The sequence below is a fragment of the Candidatus Nitrotoga sp. 1052 genome (assembly GCF_927312905.1).
GTDB lineage: Bacteria > Pseudomonadota > Gammaproteobacteria > Burkholderiales > Gallionellaceae > Nitrotoga.
In genome coordinates, this window is sequence record NZ_CAKMHQ010000054.1 from 1 (window position 1) to 1,417 (window position 1,417).

4 protein-coding genes are annotated in these 1,417 nt (G+C 51.9%); all 4 read left to right on the forward strand.

The features are described 5' to 3' along the window. The first annotated feature begins 152 nt into the window (after nucleotides 1-152). A complete protein-coding gene (locus MJ768_RS11355) occupies nucleotides 153-398 on the forward strand; it encodes a hypothetical protein (protein ID WP_239291918.1) in 246 nt (81 codons plus the stop codon). A gap of 144 nt (nucleotides 399-542) precedes the next feature. Next, nucleotides 543-833 (forward strand): type II toxin-antitoxin system RelE/ParE family toxin, encoded by a 291-nt coding sequence (locus MJ768_RS11360; RefSeq protein ID WP_239291919.1) that lies wholly within the window; start codon nucleotides 543-545, stop codon nucleotides 831-833. Between the two features lie 9 nt (nucleotides 834-842). After that, the gene (locus tag MJ768_RS11365; RefSeq protein ID WP_239291921.1) at nucleotides 843-1,175 is read left to right on the forward strand and encodes a HigA family addiction module antitoxin; all 333 of its coding nucleotides are present in this window, start codon (nucleotides 843-845) and stop codon (nucleotides 1,173-1,175) included. A 30-nt stretch (nucleotides 1,176-1,205) separates the two neighbouring features. Further along, a partial coding sequence (locus MJ768_RS11370; RefSeq protein WP_239291922.1) for an RHS repeat domain-containing protein occupies nucleotides 1,206-1,417 on the forward strand: 212 nt, incomplete at its 3' end.

The following is a 1,417-nucleotide window of genomic DNA, read 5'->3' on the forward strand; positions in this document are numbered from 1 at the left end:
TTCTCTATGATGGTAATCAGGTTATCGCCGAGCTGGCGGGCAATACGGTCAACGTCAAACTGTTGTCGGGAATTGCTGTGGATGAAATGCTGGCACGCAAAGAATCACGGGGTCAGTTCTAACATTCCAACATTCCTTGTTAAACTTCGCACATGGCAAGACCACTCAGGCTGGAATTTTCGGGAGCACTTGATTACGTCACTTCGCGCGGTGATCGTCGGGAAGATATTTTCCTGAGCCCCATCGATCAGGTCACGCAGGTGGCTGATCCCATGGACGGCACTACCCAGATCAATTACCGCGCAGATCGCAATCTTGGGTCGGTGGTCAATCCCTTGGGCAACACTGTCGAGAGTTACGATTACGACCTGGCTGGCTGGTTAACGAAGCAAGCGTAGCCTGGGCTAATGTAAGTTGGCGCTGAGCTTGCGAAGCCTAATATCAAAATGGGATGAACACATGCGTTACAAACATGCGCTTGAATCGCACCATTTTGTATGTCGTAACTTGACACCGAACGATTGAAATTAGTAAGATCAATCATGAGGATTAGAAATGTCATCCATAAAGGGCTGCGCCGTTTCATTGAAACCGATGATGCGAGCGGCCTTCAACCCGCTGTCGTTGAGAAGATCCGCCGGATGGTCTCGTTTCTCCAAGATATGGAGCGTAAAGAGGAGTTGCGGACAGTGCCGAGCTGGAAGGCACATATGCTCAGTGGAGATCGCAAGGGAACATGGAGTCTCTTTGTGACAAAGAACTGGCGAATGACGTTTCGGATCGATGCTGGCGAGATCGAGATTATCGACCTCGACTATGAAGATTACCACTAGGAGATAGCCATGAGCGCAATTGCAGAAATTCGGTTGAAGAATCCCGCCCATCCCGGCGGCTTCATCCGGCATGAAATCATCGATCCGTTGGGTTTGTCAGTGACGGCGGCAGCCGAGGCTCTGGGGGTTACGCGGGCAACGCTCTCGACGCTCCTCAACGAGCGAGCGCATCTGTCGTCTGAAATGGCGCTCAGGATCGAAAAGGCATTCGGTGTTTCGATGGATACACTCATGCGCATGCAGAACAGCTTTGACATTGCCCAAGCGCGCAAGCGTGAAGGCGAAATCAAAGTAAGCCCGTTCAAGGGAATGGATAACACTGGCCATCCAATCACGATCTAATTGTCTGACCAATACAAGGTGACCCGCACGATGGAATACGATCCAAACACGGGTCGCATGCTGAAAGGTACCGATGCGCTAGGAAACGTCACGCGCTACACCTACACCAGCAGCGGCGAGGTCAAGACCATCACCGATCCGCTGGGTAATGTGGATACCTTGGAATATAGCCCGGAAGGCGACTTGATCAGCCTCAAGGATCCGCTGGGCAATACCACTACCCTCATCCACGATCTGGCCGG